Origin of the sequence: Pseudoalteromonas sp. XMcav1-K, from assembly GCF_044005875.1 — a bacterium.
In the GTDB taxonomy this organism is placed as follows: Bacteria; Pseudomonadota; Gammaproteobacteria; order Enterobacterales; family Alteromonadaceae; genus Pseudoalteromonas; species Pseudoalteromonas spongiae.
Genome location: NZ_JBIPJE010000033.1, coordinates 122,146 through 138,967, shown reverse-complemented (window position 1 = coordinate 138,967; position 16,822 = coordinate 122,146). Strand labels below are relative to the sequence as shown.

Annotated in this window: 14 protein-coding genes; 9 read left to right on the top strand and 5 right to left on the bottom strand. The window is 41.9% G+C overall.

The annotated features are described in order from the left end of the window. Window positions 1-6: 6 nt before the first annotated feature. Complete coding sequence (locus ACHSBP_RS05800) at window positions 7-618, bottom strand: alpha-ketoglutarate-dependent dioxygenase AlkB family protein (protein WP_395388327.1); 612 nt, start codon at window positions 616-618, stop codon at window positions 7-9. Between the two features lie 42 nt (window positions 619-660). Here ACHSBP_RS05800 and ACHSBP_RS05795 point away from each other — a divergent pair, with 42 nt between their 5' ends. The 4 genes from ACHSBP_RS05795 to ACHSBP_RS05780 are packed head-to-tail and all read left to right on the top strand — an operon-like array spanning window position 661 to window position 4,426. Beyond that, complete coding sequence (locus ACHSBP_RS05795) at window positions 661-1,830, top strand: methyltransferase (RefSeq protein WP_395388326.1); 1,170 nt, start codon at window positions 661-663, stop codon at window positions 1,828-1,830. A 2-nt stretch (window positions 1,831-1,832) separates the two neighbouring features. Further along, entirely contained in the window at window positions 1,833-2,393 is a 561-nt protein-coding gene (locus tag ACHSBP_RS05790; RefSeq protein ID WP_395388325.1) for a YajG family lipoprotein, read from the top strand. A gap of 12 nt (window positions 2,394-2,405) precedes the next feature. Then, window positions 2,406-3,026, top strand: coding sequence for a peptidylprolyl isomerase (locus ACHSBP_RS05785; protein WP_100913929.1), 621 nt, complete (start codon window positions 2,406-2,408; stop codon window positions 3,024-3,026). Window positions 3,027-3,070: 44 nt separating this feature from the next. Beyond that, window positions 3,071-4,426: an AmpG family muropeptide MFS transporter gene (locus ACHSBP_RS05780; RefSeq protein ID WP_395388324.1), complete on the top strand. Its 1,356-nt coding sequence runs from the start codon at window positions 3,071-3,073 to the stop codon at window positions 4,424-4,426. 42 nt (window positions 4,427-4,468) lie between these two features. Here ACHSBP_RS05780 and ACHSBP_RS05775 read toward each other — a convergent pair whose 3' ends face one another. The 4 genes from ACHSBP_RS05775 to erpA form a co-directional block, all read right to left on the bottom strand. Then, window positions 4,469-4,708, bottom strand: a complete 240-nt coding sequence (locus ACHSBP_RS05775) for a helix-turn-helix domain-containing protein (RefSeq protein WP_010561794.1) — start codon at window positions 4,706-4,708, stop codon at window positions 4,469-4,471. A 578-nt stretch (window positions 4,709-5,286) separates the two neighbouring features. After that, window positions 5,287-8,403, bottom strand: a complete 3,117-nt coding sequence (locus ACHSBP_RS05770; protein ID WP_395388323.1) for an efflux RND transporter permease subunit — start codon at window positions 8,401-8,403, stop codon at window positions 5,287-5,289. Window positions 8,404-8,414: 11 nt separating this feature from the next. Then, complete coding sequence (locus ACHSBP_RS05765; protein WP_010561796.1) at window positions 8,415-9,503, bottom strand: efflux RND transporter periplasmic adaptor subunit; 1,089 nt, start codon at window positions 9,501-9,503, stop codon at window positions 8,415-8,417. A gap of 271 nt (window positions 9,504-9,774) precedes the next feature. Then, a complete protein-coding gene (gene erpA / locus ACHSBP_RS05760; protein ID WP_010561797.1) occupies window positions 9,775-10,113 on the bottom strand; it encodes an iron-sulfur cluster insertion protein ErpA in 339 nt (112 codons plus the stop codon). 217 nt (window positions 10,114-10,330) lie between these two features. Here erpA and ACHSBP_RS05755 point away from each other — a divergent pair, with 217 nt between their 5' ends. The 5 genes from ACHSBP_RS05755 (at window position 10,331) to ACHSBP_RS05735 (ending at window position 16,802) form a co-directional block, all read left to right on the top strand. Beyond that, a complete protein-coding gene (locus tag ACHSBP_RS05755; RefSeq protein WP_010561798.1) occupies window positions 10,331-12,037 on the top strand; it encodes a chloride channel protein in 1,707 nt (568 codons plus the stop codon). A 12-nt stretch (window positions 12,038-12,049) separates the two neighbouring features. Next, window positions 12,050-12,484 (top strand): CopD family protein, encoded by a 435-nt coding sequence (locus tag ACHSBP_RS05750; RefSeq protein WP_010561799.1) that lies wholly within the window; start codon window positions 12,050-12,052, stop codon window positions 12,482-12,484. Window positions 12,485-12,532: 48 nt separating this feature from the next. After that, complete coding sequence (locus ACHSBP_RS05745) at window positions 12,533-13,549, top strand: aspartate carbamoyltransferase (RefSeq protein WP_010561800.1); 1,017 nt, start codon at window positions 12,533-12,535, stop codon at window positions 13,547-13,549. A gap of 18 nt (window positions 13,550-13,567) precedes the next feature. Next, the gene (gene hemL / locus ACHSBP_RS05740; RefSeq protein WP_395388322.1) at window positions 13,568-14,848 is read left to right on the top strand and encodes a glutamate-1-semialdehyde 2,1-aminomutase; all 1,281 of its coding nucleotides are present in this window, start codon (window positions 13,568-13,570) and stop codon (window positions 14,846-14,848) included. Window positions 14,849-14,972: 124 nt separating this feature from the next. Beyond that, window positions 14,973-16,802, top strand: coding sequence for a methyl-accepting chemotaxis protein (locus ACHSBP_RS05735; RefSeq protein ID WP_395388321.1), 1,830 nt, complete (start codon window positions 14,973-14,975; stop codon window positions 16,800-16,802). The last annotated feature ends 20 nt before the right edge of the window (window positions 16,803-16,822 follow it).

Here is a 16,822-nt window from a genome sequence, read left to right as displayed (position 1 = left end):
TTCCTATTATATGCCACAAACAGTGCGAAACGTCAGATTTATTCGACCATCATTAACACGCTTTTGCACCGGTAAAGAATGTTGATAATCGCGCTGACTATCTCCTGTCATCAACAAACAACTACCGTTGCTAAGAATTAGATCCGTTACATGTTTTGAAGTGTTTTCACGTATTTTAAACTTGCGTGAGCTGCCTAGGGAAATCGATGCTATGGTTGGGGAAAACCCCAGCTCAGGCTCATCATCCGCATGCCATCCCATTTTATCTTCTCCATTGCGATACCAGTTAAGCAGCGCAGCATTAAACTGTGTGCCAAACCAATTATTAAGGCTATTTTTTAAGTTAAGTACGCTGACATGCCAAGGCTCGGGCAAAAACAATTGATTAGAATAGCGGTAGCCAGTCCCCGCATCGCCCATATAGATTTGTTTACGCGGAATAGCATGTTGTTTGTTAAAAATGGTCAGCGTTGGTTGCTGCCACTCTAAAGCCAGTAATTGTTGATACAAGGAAAGCGCTTTTTGCTCTGCAATAAAGTGTTCAAAATAATAAAAGTCTGGCGCGACACATTGCGCCTTATTTATTCGCTCAATGCTGTTAGAAACATTCCAAGCCATGATAAACTACTGCACCTTTAAAAATAAATTTACAACACCGTTATGTCGCAAACATCTTCAGACTCACAGCTAAATGAAATTGCTCAATTAGGTGAGAACACATTTACCCTATCACGCTTTCCGCTCAAACAAAAAAACGCGAGCTTACAAGCATGGGATGCGGCTGATGAATATTTAGTAAATTATATTGAACAGCAGCAGTTAGTAGAAAACAGCAGCAAAGTACTTATCATTAACGACGGCTTTGGTGCATTGGCCTGTGCATTTAACCATGCATTTATCTACCATCTGAATGATTCGTTTGTGGCAGAACAGGCTGCACATTACAACCTTGAGCAAAACCAGCTCACTGGTGAAAACACAGTGTTTTTAAAAAGCTTAGATGCTCTACCAAACGATCTTGACCTAGTTCTTATAAAAGTACCGAAAAACGCGGGTTACTTAACTTTTTTACTTAGCCAATTGAGTAAAGTTTTACGCCAAGACACCCCGATTATTGCTGCTGGTAAAGTAAAAGACATTCACTCGTCTACGATTCAGTTATTTGAACGTTTTTCAGGGCCAACTACAACTTCACTCGCAGTTAAAAAAGCCCGTTTAATCTTGAGCAAGCAACACAATAAAGCTCAAGGGAGTAAGTTTCCAATCACTTGGCCTCTTGAAAAAACGCAATTTACCATCACAAATCACGCCAATGTGTTTAGTCGAGACTCATTAGATATTGGTGCACGCTTTTTTATCAATTACTTACCACAAGGAAATAAAAAGCAGCGCATTATCGATTTAGGCTGCGGCAATGGTGTCATTGGGTTAACCACTCTTGAACGATGCCCCAACGCGCTTGTTACGTTTGTTGATGAGTCAGCAATGGCTGTTGCATCAGCTAAGCACAATGTCGCAGCAAATCTGCCAGAACAGTTAGAAAACTGCACTTTTTTACACAATGACTGTCTCACAGGCGTAGAAAGTAATAGTGCCGATTTGATTTTATGCAACCCGCCATTTCACCAGCAACAAGCAGTGACCGACCATATTGCATGGCAAATGTTTGTTGATAGTTTCCGCTGTTTACGTGACGGTGGCGAATTGCGTATTGTTGGCAACCGCCATTTAAATTACCATGAAAAGCTAAAACGCCTATTTGGTGGCTACAAGCTATTAGGCTCAAATAAGAAATTTGTCGTTTTAAGCGCTAAAAAGAGAGCATTATAATTATGAATGCAAAATATAAAGTTACCGTTTTGGCCCTCACTTTGGGCTTTCTTGCTGGATGCAGCACACCGTCACAGAAGTTTATATTCAGCCCTAACTATACGTTGACACACCAAAAAATGGTGCAGCAAGATGTAAGTTTATCAGTCAATGACCGCCGTGCGAGCTTTACCACAGTTACCATTAAAAATAGCGATGGTAACCAGACGCTTGCCGATAAATACCTTGCCGAGTCAATTACGCCAGCAATTGAGCAAGCATTAGCCCAAGTGGGTGCAAACAATAGCGGTATGGGTAAGGCACTCGATGTTAATATTCAGCGATTAGATACCACGATTAAACAGCAATTACACAAGCACACCACAATTACTAATGCTGAGCTTGAAGTAGTGATTGAAACCACAGAGCACCGGTTTGCTAAGCGCTATAAAGGCAATAAGCAAAGTGAAGCGCCACTGGGCTTTGATAAAGCAAAAGTAGAACAGCAAGTTAATCGTTTAATTGAAGAAATGATCACACGTATTGTGACAGACCCAGAATTTGTTAACGCGGTTAATCGCTAGGAGTAACATATTATGAAGTATTTAATCTCATTACTCGTACTACTAACGAGCTTTTCAAGCGCTGCTAATCTGATTAAAAAAGGCGAGTTTGTACAAAAAGATAACGCCTTCCCTTTGGTTAAATTCACCACCACTATGGGGGATATCACAGTTGAATTAGACCGTCGTAAAGCGCCTATTACGGTAAATAACTTTTTAGGTTACGTAGTTGATGGTGGCTACGAAGATACCGTTTTTCACCGCGTTGAACACGATGCAGAGCAAGAGCGTGACTTTGTAATTCAAGGTGGCGGTTACGATAAAGACTACGACGGCGCATACATGGGGCCTGCAATTCCAAACGAAAGTGGCAATGGTTTAAAAAACGATATGTACACGATCGCAATGGCCTACCAAGACCGCAAACCACATTCAGCCACACGTCAGTTCTTTTTCAATATGAACGACAATGACCATTTAAACCCTGGTCGTGAATGGGGCTTTGCTGTATTTGGCTATGTTACCGAAGGCTCAGAAACACTCGATAAAATAATGCGTGTTGAAACCGGCTGCCACGACAAACTGGGTTGGTGCTTTGTACCAAAGAAACCTGTTGTGATTTTAAAAGCACAAGTGCTTGATCCTATACAGTAAATACAACGCTCAATAATAAGAATAATAGGTAAAATAAAACAACTATGGTTACTGTTTCAGAGTATCTTGGCTATTTTAAAGATCGCCGCTTAATCAATGTATTTGCATTTGGCATCGCGAGCGGTTTTCCTTGGATACTGATTGGTTCAGTAATGTCAGCGTGGCTGAAAGACGAAGGCTTATCACGTTCAATGATAGGCCTTTTTGGCATCGTCTTTGTGTGCTACAGCGTTAATTTTTTATGGTCGCCTTTAGTTGATCGCGTAAAGTTACCCCTACTTCACAAATTACTGGGACAACGTCGCAGTTGGATTTTGCTAAGCCAAGTATTTATCTTGCTGGCAACCTTATTGCTAAGCCAAGTTGATATTCAAAACCAATTGCAAACCGTAGCGCTGTGTTGTTTTGTTATCGCGCTTGCTGGTGCTACTCAAGATATCGCTATCGATGCCTTTCGTATTGATACCCTAAACGAGCACGAGACTCATAAAACAACGGCTGCTGCGACAATGGCAACGTCAGGTTGGTGGACAGGCTATGCGTTATTAGGCGCTGTGCCTTTTTATATGGCTGATCTACCCGACTGGCAATGGACGCACGTTTACTTTATGTTGGCATTGATAATGTTAGCCCTGATGCTAGGTGTGTTTTTTGCGAAAGAGCCCGATTCAAATCGCGAATATGTTCATAAAGCGCTTGAAGCTGAGTTTATTCAGACGGACGCATCATTTTTAAAACGCATTGGCGCTTGGCTTTGGGTGACAATTGCCGAACCATTTAAAGCTTTCTTTAATCGTAACGGCGTAAAAACAGCACTCGCACTGTTGGCCTTTATATTTCTGTTTAAAATTGGTGAAGCCTTTTTAGGAAGAATGTCGATTGTCTTTTACAAAGAAATTGGCTTTAGTAATTCACAAATTGCCACCTACTCTAAACTTGGCACCGGCTTAATTACCATTGTATTTGCCTTTCTCGGCAGCTTATTTAATTCACGCTACGGTATTGTAAAAGGCTTATTTATTAGCGGTATTGCAATGGCAGCTTCTAACTTAATGTTTTCAGTTATCGCTATGGTAGGGCCAAAAGAGAGCCTATACGCTATGGCCATTTTGGTAGATGGCTTTACTCAAGCATGGTCGTTAGTCGCCATGGTGGCATTTATTTCAATGTTATGTGACCGTGCCTTTAGCGCTACACATTATGCGTTACTTGCATCGCTAGGAAATCTGGGAAGAACGTTTTTGTCTGGATCGTCAGGGTATTTAATTGACTACTTAAATGGGAATTGGGCGCTGTTTTTCTTACTTACAGCACTAATGGTAATACCGTCTTTAATTTTCTTATTTTTAATTAGAAAGCGCCTAATGGCATTGGAAGCAAGCTTTCATAGCAAGCAGTAGTGCATCCATGCATCATTAAATTACTTAAAATAAAGTGAATGTTTATTCACTTTTTAATAGCGTTAAGCCTTCAATTGGATCTATTTCAAGCGCTTGGCAGTAACGAATAAATTCAACAACATCTAAACGACGTTCTTGATTTTCAATTTTGCCAACAAATGAATGCGGTGTTCCAAGCACCTGTGCAAGGCTGCGCATAGTGTGGCCTTTCTCTTGGCGTTTTACTTTAAGCCATTGTGTTAAACGCGAATTTTCTTCCGACGCAACTGTTTTCCCCATCATAATTACTTCTCCTATTGATGATTGGAAATGCTCTATTCTATCAACCCACTTAAACCACACTGAGAATATTGGTAAGAATACACAATACCTAGCATAAAATTTTAGTTAGCACATTCTACCTACTTTGAGTAAATGCCCTACAAATTTTGCGGTTAATCTACAAATTATAGCGACCAAATGCAGGAATTAGATTGATCTAGTATAAGTAATTATTAAAAGTGCATAAAAATTTAGTACTAATATTTTCGTCTATCGGTCAAAGTGACTAGCTAAAATATAGTCAATATTTTCAATTGTGGCAGATTTCCGCGTTTTGCTATAACCTAATAAAACAATAAATAAGTATTCATCTTTATGATTAGATTGTTATTTTTACTGCCAGTTTTACTGTGCTTTGCGTGGTTTTACTTTCTTAAGGTAAACAACATCCCACTAAAACAAGGGAAGAAAGGATTTTTTTATATTCTCGGTGTTAGCTGTGTTATTTTGGCGTTTTTTACCCTAATGCTGCACCTGACAAAAACAAACTAACATAAAAAAAGAGCACCAATTGATGCTCTTTTTATTTTTAACTTAAGCTAGCTTGCCAGTTTGTGCTCAACAATCTCGGCATCTTGATATTGCATCGGCTTTTTTCTAAGTGCTAATAAACACGGAGTCAGTACTAAGGTAAGCACCGTTGCAAAGGCAAGGCCTCCGGCCACAGCCGTTGCTAATTGCACCCACCATTGCGTTGACGGCGCACCAAACGCTATTTCGCGGTTAAACAAGTCGATATTAATTTGCAGTACCATAGGCATTAAGCCCAGTATCGTGGTAACGGTTGTTAACAGCACAGGTCTTAGACGCTGAGCACCGGTTCGCAAAATCGCCTCGTGTTGGTCCATACCTTGTCTGCGAAGAACATTATAGGTATCAATCAATACAATATTATTGTTAACCACTATTCCTGCTAATGAAATAACACCGATGCCCGACATCACAATGCCAAATGGCTGTTGCAAGATAATCAAGCCTAAGAATACACCCACCGTTGAAAACAGCACTGCACTTAAAATCAGCATTGCTTGATAGAAACTATTAAATTGGGTAACTAAGATAATGCCCATTACAAAAAGTGCCACTAGAAAGGCTTTTTCTAAGAACACCATAGATTCATCTTGCTCTTCATTTTCACCACGCACTTTTAACTTCACGCGAGGGTCTAGCCCTTGCGCTTCAAGTTGCGCTTGTAGACGCGGTAGCGCTTTACCTAGTTGTTGACCGACTTTAACATCAGCATTTACCGTAACTACTCGGTGGCTATCAACACGATTAATGGTATCTACTTTTTGTACCGCTTTACGCTCAATAAAGTGCGTAATTGGCACTTGGCCATGCTGGGTTTTTACTCGCAGCGTTTCTAATCGGCCTAAATCACGTTTATCTGCTGGAAAACGGACACGAATATCAATTTCATCATCTACATCATCAGGGCGATATTCACCTAATTTCAAACCGTTAGTTACCATTTGCACGTTAGCGCCAAGCATCGTTGCGTCTGCACCGAAACGCGCGGCATCTGCACGGTTTAGTTTAAGTTGCCATTCAATACCTGGCTTTGAGGCGGAATCGTCCACATTAACAAAAGCGCCGTCGGTTTCTATCGCGTTTCGAATGCGGCGAGCTTCTTCATTTAATACACTTGGGAACTTAGAGCTGAGTTCAATTGATAAATCTTTGCCGCCGCCGGGACCATTTTCATCTTTGCGGATTTCAATTTCCACACCAGCCATATCTGAAGTATTGCCAAGCACTTCTTCAATAATTTGATCTGCCGGACGTCGTTTATCCCAGTCTTTTAAATTCATGCGCAGTGATCCGACGATATCTTTGCCACCGGAGCGAGAATACAGGGTTTTTATTCCCTCAACCGTTAAGATACGTGCTTCGATATCTTTCATGATTTGGTCTTTTTCATAAATCGACAAATCACCGTAACTGCGCACCTTTAAGTTAATGCCATTTGGCTCTACATCAGGAAAGAACTCAACGCCAAGTCCTGACATGCCATAACTAATAAACACTAAAACAGAAAAACCAATAGCGGCAAACAAGCTTAGTAAAGGACGCTTAATCGCACGGTCAAGTAAGCGAACATAACGCCCTGTTGCGCCTTTTAATTGTGTTAGATTACCTTCTTCCGCTACCAATAGGTTTTGCTTTTGCTCATCTGTCAGCGGGCGAACTTTACCAATTAAACTACCAATTGTTGGCACAAATACCAGCGCCATTACTAATGACGCAGAGAGTGTGGCAATTAAGGTAATCGGTAAATACTTCATAAATTCACCCATCATGCCCGGCCAAAAAATCAGCGGCGCAAAAGCCGCTAAAGTAGTGGCTGTTGATGCAATAATCGGCCATGCCATGCGCTTAGCGGCAACCGCATAGGCTTTTTTACGCGGCATACCTTCGCTCATCATACGGTCGGCAAATTCACTTACAACAATGGCGCCATCCACCAACATACCGACCGCCATAATCAAAGCAAACAGCACAACAATGTTGACCGTTAAACCGAATATCGCAATCACTAAAATACCGGTGAGGAAAGAGCCTGGAATGGCTACTCCCACTAAAAACGCTGAGCGCGTGCCTAAAATCGCGATAATCACAATAACGACTAAAAGCACGGCAGAAAGCACATTATTTTGTAAGTCAGACAGCATGTCTTTTACGTCTTTACTCATATCACCGGTATAAGTGACCTTGATATGATTTGGCCAAATAGCTTTGCTTTCTTCCACTTTGGCTTTGACTTGATCAACCGTATCAATAATGTTTTCACCAGCACGCTTTTTAACTTCGAGCGATACCGCTTGTTGGCCATTTATGCGAGCAATCGAATTTGGATCTTTATAAGAGCGTCTAATTTGCGCGACATCCATAAAGCGTACAACTTTATCACCCGATACTTTTACCGGTTGTTCCATAACATCTTGAATGGTTTCAAAAACAGATGGAATTTTTACCGCAAAACGGCCTTTACCCGTATCCAGTGTACCCGCTGCCACTAAGCGGTTATTATTGGTGAGTAAGCTATAAATATCATTTTGGTCAAGACCATACGACTCCATTAAAAGTGGGTCGACAACAATCTCAACCATGTCTTCGCGCTCGCCGCCGATTTCGACCTCTAACACACTTGAGATTGATTCCAACTCATCTTTTAGATTACGTGCAAGCGTTAATAAGCCGCGTTCAGGAATATCGCCCGATAGCGTTAAAGTAATTGTTGGCTGCTGATCTTCCATCAATACTTCGTGTACTTCTGGCTCTTCGGTTTCCGACGGCAGTTTTGCTTTTGCAAGCGATACCTTGTCGCGCACATCAGCAAGCGCTTCTTTTGGATCAGAGCCTGCGAAAAACTCAAGCGTAACGGATGCGTGACCTTCACTGGCAACCGCCGTCATCTCTTTTACCCCTTCGATAGCGCGCAGTTCAATTTCCATTGGACGCACTAACAAACGCTCAGCATCTTCGGGCGAAATGCCATCATGTACTATCGATACATAAATAAATGGAATGGTGACATCGGGATTCGCTTCTTTGGGAATATTTTGGTAGGTCACCCAGCCCGAAATAATCAATAAAATGAATATTGATAAAACGGTACGAGTGCGACTGAGTGAAGCATCAATTAATGTGCGCATTGTGCAGACCTCTACTCTTGCTCATTGGCAAACACAGGTTCAACCGTATCGCCAATTCGCACAAAACCTTGACCTAGAGTAATCACATTTGCGCTTTCGCCAAGTCCGGCCATCCACACGCCAGAGGCTTCTGACTTCACAACATCAATTGGCGAAAACACCACGCGGTTATTGTTATCAACCGTTTTAACACCAATATTGCCGTCTTCATCAAGCGCCATAAATGCTGGGCTTAAATGAATCGCGTTTACTTCATCATAAGTAATATCAAGCTGGGTAGAAAAGCCCGCACGATACTGCATATTTGGGTTATCAAATGCCGCTTCAATTTTAAATGTGTTAGTGCCCTCATCAGCAACGGAAGCGATGTAACGAATTTTTCCGCTGTAGGTTTTATTGTTAATAAATAAACCCGACACACTTTGCCCTACACTTAATCCCATCACTTCTTTTTGCGTTACATCGGCACGTACTACAAGCGGGTTTAAGTCAGCCAACTCTAAAATTGGGTCGCCACGCCCTAAGTAGTCACCTAGCTCAACAAGGCGCTGATTAATTACACCAGAAAACGGTGCTTTAATTTCTGTTCGTTTAAGCGATAGCTCAAGATTTGCCAGACTCGCTTTAGCCTGCTCTAAACTTGCCTTTGCACGCGCTAATGCAGATTGGTCATTAAGGCCTTTTTGCTTTAGCTTAAGTGCTCCTTGGTACTCTACTTCGCTTTGTTCAAGCAACGCTTTTGCAGCGGTAATTTGTGAATCTAAATCGGACTTATCGAGTTTAAGAATAACCGTACCTTGCTCAACAAACTGACCCTCTTTAACAAGAATCTCTATTACTTCACCTTCTTGACGAGCGGCAACACGGGCAACCTTATTTGGTTCGGTGCGACCATAAAGTTGCAATGAGCGGTTAATTGGCTTGGCCTGCAAGGTTTCTACTTTAACTTTAGCAATACGCTGCTGGGATTCTGAGGTGCTTTGCTCATTGGCATTTGAGCCACCTGACATCATCCATAAGATAATAAAAATCGTAATAAAAATAGCGATGATATAAGGCTTTTCGTTTAGCTGAGTGCGTAGCTTGTTAAATAGGTGCATTCCTGTCTCCGGAACTGATGTGGCAGATATTTCCTTATCTGATGATAATACTTCTCAACAATATATGTAAGTTAAAAAATGTAACACTCTGCACTCGAGCGTGTTGTTCTTTGTGGTCTAAATTTTGTTCAAGCCCAAAGCTGTTTAATCGTAGCATTGCTTTGTAGACCTAGTAGGCTAAGTCAAGAAGCAACAACAAAACACCGTCCAATTCAGGCACAAAAAATGCCACATAAAGTGGCATTTTAAATTTTACTATTTGTCTATTTAGTTAAACACTAAATGATGCGCCACAACCACAGGTTGTTGTTGCATTTGGGTTGTTTACAAAGAAACGTGAACCCTCTAGACCTTCGGTATAGTCTACTTCACCATCAACTAGGTACTGAAGACTCATTGGGTCAACTACTAGAGTTACACCGCTTTTCTCGATTTCTAAATCGCCAGGATTGGTTTTCTCATCAAATGTAAAACCATATTGGAAACCTGAACACCCACCGCCCGTTACGTAAACACGTAATTTTAATGCTGGGTTTTCTTCTTCCTCGATAAGCTGCTTTACTTTATTTGCAGCATTTTCGCTAAATTTAATTGGTAGTTGATCAGACATACTTCGACCCATTTATATGAATGGTCGAATTATCTAATACCTGACCAATTTAATCAAGTTTAGCGCTATTCCCTTTGGTGATATTAAAGTAACGAAGTATCTAACGCGTTTATTGCGTTAGATCATTACTCGCTATACAAATTAACTTATTTTTTATTGCTATTATGCTGTTATAATTACCTCATAATTAACCCTCTGAATTACCGATAACAATCGCATGACATTTAGCCAAAAAGTAACCGATAATTTGGCGGCCTTACGAAGGGTCGTTGCTCGTCCAAAATCGAGTATTCAATTAGCGTTACTAGGTGTGCTAGCGGGCTTAGTTGCCGCCATGTTGATTATTATGTTTCGCTTAGTGGTATTAATTGGCCAAAGCGGCTTTGTCAGCGAATACGATAACTTTACTCAACTTCCTGAAACTGAAAGATTAATACTACCTATTCTCGCCGCAGTATTTATTGCTACTTTTGCTTACCTAACAGGTTTTAAACATTATCGCCTTGGTATTCCCTACGTTATTCACCGCATTAAACAAAACTATGGCCAAATGCCTATTTGGAATGCCGTTAACCAATTTGTTGGCGGGGCAATTGCACTTATTAGCGGCTTTTCAGTGGGACGAGAAGGCCCATCGGTGCATATGGGGGCGGCAGGTGCCAGTGTCATTGCCAGTTATTTGCATTTGCCTTTTAATGCCATGCGTACCTTAACGGGATGCGGTGTAGCTGCGGGTATTTCGGCATCATTTAACACCCCGCTCGCAGCGGTTATTTTTGTCATGGAAGTGGTACTAAGAGAGTACAAAGTGCATATTTTCGTACCGGTTATTCTGGCATCGGTAACAGGTGCTATCACCACTCAATTTGTTTTTGGCTCCGATTCAGAATTGGCGCTAATTCAAGTAGTATCGATTCCGCCTTGGCATTACCCCTATTTAGTGGTCTGTGGCATTGTGCTCGGTGCGGTTGCCTATGGTTTTAACAAAAATCTGATGTTGATAATTCGCACCTTTAAATCGGTAAATATGTTTCCTCGCCTTATTTTGGCAGGCATTATTACCGGTGCAATTGGTTACTTAGTACCACAAGCCATGGGTTCAGGTATGAGCGCCATAGATATTGCAGTAAGCTCCCCTGAACAGGTTCAGTTACTGACCACCATTTTAATCGCTAAATTATTAGCAACCTTATTTGCCTTAGGCTTAGGTATTCCTGGCGGGATCATTGGCCCAGTTATTGGACTTGGCGTTATTTTAGGCTCATTAATGAGCTACTTTGCTGCGTTTATTAGCCCTGAAGTAAACATTACAGGTACTTACGCGGTACTTGGTATGGCCGGTTTGCTTGCGGCAACGCTCAATGCACCTCTCGCGGCACTGATGACAGTAATGGAACTAACCGCTAGCCACAGCATTATTGTGCCAGCTATGTTAGTAATTGTGTCTGCGTATTTAACCGCACTCCAAGGCTTTGGCAACCGTTCCATTTTCTTACAACAACTGGACTTTCAAGGGCTTAAATATCAGGTTTCCCCTGCCGTAGAAGCACTGCAAAAAGTCGGGGTTATTGAGGAAATGAGCGATAAGTTCAACTTACTTTACAGCGATGATAAATCGCTTATCGCAGAGTCTCTTGATGCAGCAGACGCACAAACCCCGCTAATTGTTTTTGATGATGAAAACGGCTATCGCCTTGCTGAGTACGACTTAAACCTTACCGCTGAAGAAAGCGTGTCAATCCGTTATATCGAAATGCAAGGTGTTACCAGCCAAGCAACCCTTGGTGATGCTTTTGAGATTTTACGCGATAATCGTTCAGGGGTTATTTACGTATATGATCAACTCAAAGACAATGATATTTTAGGCATTATCCGCTGGGATGACATTCGCCAAATTTTAATGATCCGCAACGCATTGCTTTAGGATATAACAATAATGAACACCCTATTACTGATAAAAGCGCTTCACATCTTTTTTATGGTTGCTTGGTTTGCAGGCATTTTTTACCTACCTCGTTTATTTGTTTATCACGCCCTTACCGAAGAGCGCAGTAACAGTGCCATGCTAAAAATCATGGAGCGCCGTTTACTCTTCTTCGTTACGCCATTTGCTATTTTAACGGGCGTTTTTGGTATCACTTTAATTGTAATGTATGGCCGAGAGTGGTTCCGTGCCAGCATGTGGCTGCATTACAAATTAGTGCTGGTCATTTTGCTTTATATTTACCACGGCTACTGCTTTAAACTACTGGCCGATTTTAAGCACGACAGAAACCAGCGAAGCGATAAGTTTTATCGCATATTCAATGAATTACCTGTTTTAGTACTGCTTGCGATTGTTATCTTAGCGGTAATGAAGCCAAGTTTATAAAAAATCTGCTATATTAGCGCCCGAAAATAACTGTTCAGGATCTTTATCATGTCAAACTTTGTTGGCCAGCATGTTCTGTCTGTAAATGAGTTAAACCGCGATGCGATTGAAACCATTTTTAATGTTGCAAAGAAAATGGAGCCGTACGCAAAGAAGCAAAAACGCACCAAAGTACTTGAAGGTGCTATTCTTGCAAACTTATTTTTCGAACCAAGCACCCGTACCCGCGTAAGCTTTGGTACTGCATTTAACTTGCTTGGCGGCCTTGTTCGTGAAACAACCGGCATGCAAACTTCGGCACTTGCTAAAGGTGAATCTCTGTATGATACCGCTCGTGTAATTTCATCATACGCAGATGCCGTTGCGATGCGTCACCCAGAAGCACACTCGGTTGCCGAATTTGCTAATGGTTCGACGGTACCAGTACTTAATGGTGGTGACGGTCCAAACGAACACCCAACACAAGCGCTACTTGACCTGCTAACAATTGATAAAGAACTTGCGCGCTTTGACCGCAATATTGACGGCATGCACATTGCCCTTGTCGGTGATTTAAAATATGGCCGTACCGTGCACTCACTATCAAAATTACTGTGCCATTATAAAGACGTAAAATTTTCACTTGTTGCGCCAGATGGCTTGCAAATGCCTGACTACATTGTTGATACCGTAACTAATGCAGGTCACCAAGTCGAAATCGTCAACCAAATGGAAGGTAATCTTGCAGCCGATATCGTGTATCAAACACGTATTCAAGAAGAGCGCTTCCCATCGCAAGAAGAAGCAAATAAGTATCGTGGTGGCTTCCGTATTAGCCAAGCAATTTACGATGCCCACTGCAAACCAAACTCTGTACTAATGCACCCATTACCGCGCGACAGCCGTGGTGATGCAAATGAGCTTGATAACGACTTAAACAGTAATGATAACCTAGCGATTTTCCGCCAAGTACAAAATGGTGTACTGGTGCGTATGGCGCTATTTGCATTAACGCTAGGTGTTGACGGTCTCGTCGACAAATATGAAACCGAAGTGCCATGGTTCAGCCGTAAACAAAATACCTAATCTTATTTGGAACAAATTATGACAATTAGCCAAGACTTATTTGATAGAGCGCAGGCGTCTATCCCAGGTGGTGTGAATTCGCCGGTTCGCGCATTTAACGGTGTCGGTGGCACACCGCGCTTTATTACTAAAGCCGAAGGCGCTTTTACTTATGACGCCGACAACAACAAGTACATTGACTATGTTGGCTCTTGGGGCCCAATGATTTTAGGTCACAACCACAGTGCCATTAAACAAGCCGTACTTGAAGCTGTTGAGAACGGTTTAAGCTACGGCGCACCAACAGAGACTGAAATTTTAATGGCCGAGAAAGTAAAAGCACTTGTGCCATCAATCGAAAAAGTGCGCATGGTAAGCTCAGGCACTGAAGCAACTATGAGTGCAATTCGTTTAGCACGCGGTTTTACAGGCAAAGATAAAATCTTAAAGTTTGAAGGCTGTTACCACGGTCACGCTGATTCACTGCTGGTAAAAGCGGGTTCTGGCGCACTAACTATGGGAGTGCCAAATTCACCGGGTATTCCTGAAGACTTTGCTAAACACACACTGACTGTATCGTTTAACAAACTCGATGAAGTAAAAGAAATTTTCGCTAAATTTGGTGATGATATCGCGTGTATTATCGTAGAGCCAGTGGCGGGTAACATGAACTGTATCCCACCAGTTGCCGGCTTCTTAGAAGGTTTACGTGCAGTGTGTGACGAATACAAATCAGTGCTTATTTTTGATGAAGTAATGACGGGTTTCCGCGTTGCGAAAGGCGGTGCACAGGCGTATTACAATATCACACCAGATCTCACCTGTTTAGGTAAGGTAATCGGCGGCGGTATGCCAGTAGGTGCATTTGGTGGTAAAGCTGAAATCATGGATTACATCGCACCAGTAGGCCCGGTTTACCAAGCAGGTACGCTTTCAGGTAACCCAATTGCCATGGCGGCAGGCTTAAAAGCCCTTGAGTTACTGGATGTTGACGGTCTTCATGACGAACTTGAAGCGAAAAGCAAGCGTATTTGTGAAGGCTTTAAAGCTGCTGCTGAAAAAGCAGGTATTGAACTTACCACAAACTACGCCGGCGGCATGTATGGCTTCTTCTTCACACCTGAAGAAACAGTAACTACTTACCAGCAAGCAACTGAATGTGATTTAGAGCGCTTTAAAAAGTTCTTCCACTTAATGCTTGATGAAGGTGTTTATCTTGCACCAAGTGCATTTGAGGCAGGCTTTGTTTCAACAGCACACGGTGACGCTGAAATTGAAGCAACCATTGCAGCTGCCGAGCGCGCTTTCGCTAAGCTTTAAGCAAATAAACTAGATTTAATTTATAAAACCACGCACTTGCGTGGTTTTTTTTGAACGAAAAAAGGCAAAAACTCGTTCTTCTTATAAACTTGTACCACTGTGTCACTTAACAGGATCAGAGTTTATGCCAAAGCCCAATGCCTTTATTCTTCCCGCCATTACCTTAATGGCCAAGCTAAATTACTCTAAAAAGATCATTGTAGTGGTATGCGTATTACTAATTCCCTTAGCGATCAGTTTAATTTTTTTAAACGTGCAGCTTAACCATCAAATTACACAGCACCAACGGGAACTCTCAGGACTAAAAAATTACAAGCCTTTGCTACAAGCGGTTGTCGACAACAACTTAAATCAGGTTGCCGCCAATGACTTTAATGTGTCAGCTAATAATGCGTTAGACTCGCTCAATGAAATATCGATAAAAAGCCAATTGGCAACCGATAACGATTTGGCAAGCAATTATTTAAATCGCGCCATAGTGGATGATTTCCCGTTGCTCGTTGCCAATTTTTATGCGGTAAAAGAAGCCACAGATACAGTAATAAATAGCGGCAGTTTTACCCCCGATACCTTTATTCAGCTATCTAATCAAAATAAAGCGCTACCGAGTTCAGTCACTAACCTTGAAAACAAACTAATGGTTGCGATGACGCATCATAAACCAACAGAAACCGCGCTACAAAGCGTCGTTCTCGATACCAAAAGCGCCTTGCTAAACTATCAAAGAACCATTAAACAGCAAGTGCTCGACCCCGATTCAATCGCTTTATCACGCTCGCAGTTTTCTCAGCTAAATAATAAAACAATCGAAAGTTTAGAACGCTTTACAGACACCTTGCTGCCACACCTAACTCAAAAAGTACGCCAACAAATGGCAAACGCTCAGTTTATTCGTAACAGCGTGCTAATTGCATCGATTCTGTTTACGGTAATCGCGCTTTACTTGGTGACTGGTTTTTATTTTGCAGTTATACGCACACTATCGCGTTTATCTAACACCGTAAACGAAGCAGCCAATGGCTCACTCAATATCAAAGTAAACCTTGAAAGTGACGACGAGTTAGCCGCTATCGGCCATCAAATTAATTTTATGTTAAAGCAGTTTGCTGAGCTTGTAGAACAATCGCAACACGCCGCACTTGAACTTAATCAAGCAACCTCTCTGCTTGCAGATACAAGTAACGCAAGCCGCCAAGATGCGATACAACAAGAACAAAAAATTGCTGAAATTTCGAGTCAATTAAGTGAAATGAGCAGCTCAGCACAAGCGGTTGAGCAACAAGCAACCGATGCGCAAACCTTAGCAAAAGAAGCCAGTACACACGTACAACAAGGCAGTCAGAATACGCTTAATTTAAGCCAACATATGGCAGAACTACAATTGGATTTTAAACAGAGCCAAGCTGCGCTTAATAAGCTTGCAGAAGACACACAAAACATTAGTAACGTAAGCGTCGCCATCAGTGAAATTGCAGACCAAACTAACTTACTTGCACTCAATGCCGCAATTGAAGCTGCTCGTGCAGGAGAACAAGGCAGAGGGTTTGCTGTGGTAGCTGATGAAGTAAGAACATTGGCAGCACGCACTCAACAACAAACGCAAGAAATTCATACCATTGTCAGCACGTTGCAGGTGGCTGCAAAAGATACTCAACATAAGATGCAAAACAGTGTAGATAAAATGGAGCAAGGCGTTGAACAAGCCAACCAAACTCGGGATATTTTGGCTAACGCAGAACACGATATGCAATCAATTGACCGCTCTGGCGCTGCAATTATGGAACAGGCCAGTTTACAGACCAGTAGCACATTAAATGTTGTTGCGCACAGCGATGAAATTAGCCAGCTTGCGCAACACAGTTTAAGCTCTGCGCAAAGCACCGCTTCTGAAGCGAATCATATTCTGCAAATCGCCAACAAGCTGAAACAGTCTCTTGGCCAATTTAAGCTGTAAGCTTATTGTTCGAACATCAC